The sequence below is a fragment of the Stenotrophomonas sp. P5_B8 genome (assembly GCF_054049855.1).
In genome coordinates this window covers 1-4,838 of sequence record NZ_JBFULO010000298.1, presented here as the reverse complement: position 1 = coordinate 4,838, position 4,838 = coordinate 1, and the positions used below count along the sequence as shown (strand labels likewise).

The 4,838-nt window shown below is 68.6% G+C and carries 4 protein-coding genes; all 4 read left to right on the top strand.

Going from position 1 to position 4,838, the window contains the following annotated elements; all coding sequences use genetic code 11:
- Nucleotides 1-13 precede the first annotated feature (13 nt).
- On the top strand, nucleotides 14-943 hold the full coding sequence (gene glk / locus ACXJKH_RS14850) for a glucokinase (RefSeq protein WP_457320390.1): 930 nt from the start codon (nucleotides 14-16) through the stop codon (nucleotides 941-943).
- Nucleotides 940-1,662 (top strand): 6-phosphogluconolactonase, encoded by a 723-nt coding sequence (gene pgl, locus ACXJKH_RS14845; protein WP_457320388.1) that lies wholly within the window; start codon nucleotides 940-942, stop codon nucleotides 1,660-1,662. The genes glk and pgl overlap by 4 nt, the downstream gene beginning before the upstream one ends.
- Nucleotides 1,663-1,707: 45 nt before the next feature.
- The gene (gene edd / locus ACXJKH_RS14840; protein ID WP_256774077.1) at nucleotides 1,708-3,624 is read left to right on the top strand and encodes a phosphogluconate dehydratase; all 1,917 of its coding nucleotides are present in this window, start codon (nucleotides 1,708-1,710) and stop codon (nucleotides 3,622-3,624) included.
- A gap of 270 nt (nucleotides 3,625-3,894) precedes the next feature.
- The gene (locus ACXJKH_RS14835; RefSeq protein ID WP_457320386.1) at nucleotides 3,895-4,554 is read left to right on the top strand and encodes a bifunctional 4-hydroxy-2-oxoglutarate aldolase/2-dehydro-3-deoxy-phosphogluconate aldolase; all 660 of its coding nucleotides are present in this window, start codon (nucleotides 3,895-3,897) and stop codon (nucleotides 4,552-4,554) included.
- Nucleotides 4,555-4,838 lie beyond the last annotated feature (284 nt).

The window sequence follows — 4,838 nt, the reverse complement described above, 5'->3', positions numbered from 1 at the left end:
CGCCGACACCAGCCTGGACGCACCGCTGCAGCAGGACAGCATCCGCGAATTCGCGGTCGCTGATTTCCCCTCGCTGGGCGAGGCGGCGCAGCACTATCTGGAACAGGTCGGCGCGCAGGCCAAACGCGGCGTGTTCGCCGTGGCCGGCCGCGTGGACGGCGACGAGGCGCGCATCACCAACCACCCCTGGGTGATCTCGCGCAGCCGCACCGCGCTGATGCTCGGCTTCGACGAACTGCACCTGATCAACGATTTCGCCGCGCAGGCGATGGCGATCTCGCTGCTGCAGCCGCAGGACGTGGTCCAGGTCGGCGGTGCGGCGTGGGTGCCGGGCAAGCCGGGCCAGCCGCGCAACTACGCGGTGATCGGCCCGGGTACCGGGTTGGGCGTGGGCGGGCTGATCCTGCGCCACGGCCGCTGCTATCCGCTGGAAACCGAGGGCGGCCATGTCAGCTTCCCGCCCGGCACGCCAGAAGAAATCCGCATCCTGGAAATCCTCTCCGAGCAGTTCGGCCGCGTCTCCAACGAACGCCTGATCTGCGGCCCCGGCCTGGTCAACATCCATCGCGCGGTCTGCGAGATGGCCGACATCGATCCGGGCCAGCTGCAGCCAGTGGACGTCACTGCCCGTGCGCTGCACGGCGACCCGCAGGCGATGCGCACGGTGGATGTGTTCTGCGCGGTGTTCGGCGCCATCGCCGGCGACCTGGTGCTGATGCAGGGCGCCTGGGATGGCGTGTTCCTCACCGGCGGCCTGACCCCGAAGATGCTCGATTCCCTGCAGCATTCCGGCTTCCGCCAGCGCTTCGAACACAAGGGACGCTTCTCTTCGATCATGGCCCGCGTTCCCTCGCTGGCGGTGATGCACCCGCATGCCGGCCTGCTCGGTTCGGCCGCCTACGCCGCCGATGTCGAGCGCGACCTGCCAGGAATCAACGCATGAATACGCTGGACACCTCCGACCGCTTCACGCTGATCCGCCACGGCGATGCCGATGGTTGGATCGAAGCCATCGCCGCGGAAATGGCACAGGCGCTCAACCAGGACATCACCACCTTCGGCCGCGCGCGCATGCTGCTGTCCGGCGGCACCACGCCGGCCCCGGTCTACCAGGCGCTGGCCGAACTGGACGTGCACTGGGACCGGGTCGAAGTGAGCCTGGTCGATGAGCGCTGGCTGTCGCCGCAGGATCGCGACAGCAATGCCTGGCTGGTCCGCGAAAGCTTCCTGGCGCGTGCCGAAGGCGCGCATTTCGATCCGCTGGTGCGGGTCGGCAAGCCGCTGCCCGAGTGCGTGTATACCGCCAACCTGCAGGCCCAGCACAGCCAGACACCGTGCCTGAGCGTGCTCGGCATGGGCAACGACGGCCATACCGCCTCGCTGTTTCCCGGCTCCAAGGACCTGAACCGCGCACTGGAAAGCACCCTGCCCTACGCCGCGCTGGACGCCACCGGTTGCCCCGGTGCCAATCAGTGGCCGTTGCGCATCACGCTCACCCCGCACGGCTTGAAGCAGAGCCGCCAGCGCCTGCTGCTGCTACGCGGCAAGCAGAAGCTGGAAGTGCTCAAGCAGGCGCTGGAAAGCAACAATCCGCAGCTGTATCCCATCCTCAACGCGATCGATCTCGACGGCGCGAAACTGCGCGTCCACTGGTGTGACTGATCTCTCCCGGTGTTGTTCCGTTCGCCCTCTCATAGCCGGTAGCCAATGAGCCTGCATCCCCAACTCCATGCCATCACCCAGCGCATCGTCCAGCGCAGCGTCGCCTCTCGCGCCGCGTACCTTGCCGGGATCGATGCCGCACTGCGCGACGGCCCGTTCCGCTCGCGCCTGAGCTGCGGCAACCTCGCCCACGGCTTCGCCGCCTGCGGCCCGACCGACAAGTCGCGCCTGCGCGGCGGGGTCACCCCGAACCTGGGCATCATCACTGCCTACAACGACATGCTCTCGGCCCACCAGCCGTTCGAGCACTACCCGGAAATCCTGCGCCAGACCGCGCGCGACATGGGCGCCACCGCGCAGGTGGCCGGCGGCGTGCCGGCGATGTGCGACGGTGTCACCCAAGGCCGCGGCGGCATGGAGCTGTCGCTGTTCTCGCGCGATGTGATCGCCCAGTCCACCGCGATCGGCCTGAGCCACGACATGTTCGATGCCAGCGTCTACCTCGGCGTGTGCGACAAGATCGTGCCGGGCCTGCTGATCGGCGCGCTGGCGTTCGGCCACCTGCCGGCGATCTTCCTGCCGGCCGGCCCGATGACCCCGGGCATCCCGAACAAGCAGAAGGCCGAAGTGCGCGAGCGCTACGCGGCCGGCCTGGCCAGCCGCGAAGAACTGCTGGAAGCCGAAGCCGGCTCGTATCACGGCGCGGGCACCTGCACCTTCTACGGCACCGCCAACTCCAACCAGACCCTGCTCGAGGCGATGGGCGTGCAGTTGCCGGGCGCGTCGTTCGTCAATCCGGATACACCGCTGCGCGATGCGCTGACCCGTCGCGCCGGTGAGCGCGCGTTGGAAATCAGTGCACTGGGCGATGACTTCCGTCCCCTCGGCCGCCTGATCGACGAGCGCGCGATCGTCAACGCGGTGGTGACGCTGATGGCCACCGGCGGTTCGACCAACCACACCATCCACTGGATCGCGGTGGCACGCGCGGCCGGCATCGTGCTGACCTGGGACGACATGGACCAGCTGTCGCAGCTGGTGCCGCTGCTGGCACGCGTGTACCCCAACGGCGAGGCCGACGTGAACCGTTTCGCCGCCGCCGGCGGCACCGCGTTCGTGTTCCGCGAACTGATGGACGCCGGGCTGATGCACGCCGACCTACAGACCGTGGCCGAAGGCGGGATGCGCCAGTACGGCCAGGAGCCGGCGCTGCGCGATGGCACGCTGACCTACGTCGACGGTGTGCGCGAAAGCGCCGACCCCGGCGTGGTGCGTGGCGTGGCCGAGCCGTTTGAAGCCCAGGGCGGTCTGCGCCTGCTGCGCGGCAACCTGGGCCGTTCGCTGATCAAGCTGTCGGCGGTAAAGCCGGAGTTCCGCACGATCGAGGCACCGGCCGTGGTGGTCGATGCGCCGCAGGTACTCAACAAGCTGCATGCGGCCGGCGTGCTGCCGCACGATTTCGTTGCGGTGGTGCGTTACCAGGGGCCGCGTGCCAATGGCATGCCCGAGCTGCATTCGCTGGCGCCGCTGCTGGGGCTGCTGCAGAACCAGGGACGGCGGGTGGCGCTGGTGACCGATGGTCGTCTGTCGGGCGCATCGGGCAAGTTCCCGGCGGCCATCCACATGACCCCGGAAGCCTCGCGCGGTGGTCCGCTGGCGCGGGTGCGCGAGGGCGACATCATCCGCCTGGATGGTGAAGCCGGCACGCTGGAGTTGCTGGTGGATGCGGCGGAATTCGCCGCGCGCGCGCCGGCACCCAACACCGCACCGGCGGCGAACGATCTGGGCCGCAATCTGTTCGCGCTGAACCGGCGCGTGGTGGGTCCGGCCGACCAGGGCGCGATTTCGATTTCGTGCGGGCCGGCGACGGCCGAGGGCGATATCTGGAATTACGACGCCGAGTACGATCTGGGTCGTGATGCGGCGGCGGCGGATGCGCCGCATGAGGCGAAGGACGCCTGAAGCAAACGCAGCGGTTGGTTGTCCTGGCCGAGRCAGCGGTTGGCCCTGATCAGGACACGCCGTAAACCCATCCATGGGGGCTCGCAAGCGGCTTGCGCGTGTACGCGATCCTGCGTACACAGCAAGGCCAGGGTTGGGCGTCCTGCCCAACCCGCCCGACGCATGCGTCGGGCCCATGCCGCTTGACGGTCCTGATCAGGGCCAACCGCTGCCTCCCGACACATTTCGGCGCTTTTTGCGCTTCAGTCATTGAGAAGAGAGAAAGAACACATGAGCATCGCCGAACACCAGAAACGCGCCGAATCCCTGCTGCTTGCCGCCGGCATCCTGCCGGTGGTGACCGTGCATACGCTCGACCAGGCGCGCGCGGTCAGTGCCGCGCTGCTGGAAGGCGGGCTGCCGGCGATCGAGTTGACGCTGCGTACGCCGGTGGCGATGGAGGCACTGGCGATGCTCAAGCGCGAGCTGCCCGATGTGGTGGTGGGTGCGGGCACGGTGCTGACGGTGGCGCAGATGCAGCAGTCGATCGATGCGGGCGCGGATTTCCTGGTGACGCCGGGGACGCCGGCGCACATGGCCGATGCGTTGGCGCAGGCGGTGCTGCCGGTGGTACCCGGTGCGGCCTCGCCGACGGAGATGCTGGCGCTGTATGCGCGTGGGTTCCGGGTGTGCAAGCTGTTCCCGGCCTCGGCCGTGGGCGGGCTGGCGATGATCAAGGGCCTGGCCGGCCCGATTCCGGACCTGAAGCTGTGCCCGACCGGTGGCATCACCGAGGACACGGCGGCCGAGTACTTGGAGCAGAAGAACGTGGTCTGCATCGGCGGGTCGTGGATGGTGCCGGGGAGCTGGATCGAGCACGGTCAGTGGGACAAGGTGCGCGACAGCGCGGCGCAGGCGGCCAAGATCGTGGCGCGGGTGCGGGCGCACTGAGGTCCGTATCGGTGAGCCGCCAAGCGTGGTGGCTCCACCGGTAACGTGCCACAACGAAACGCCCGGCTTGCCCGGGCGTTTTTTTATGGTTCTTCTCCCATCTGAGCGGCGCGTCTCGTTGCGAGGGCCTTCGCAGCGTGAGTGAGAGGCTACTCGTGTGGACGGGCAGTGCCGGCGACGGTGGATCGGGTGGTGTCTCCGTTCGGGGCTACCGCGAGCGTGAGGGCCCCGTAGCGGGCGGTAGGCCCCTGGCGCAAATGTCCCCCGGCCGCGTGGCGGCCTCC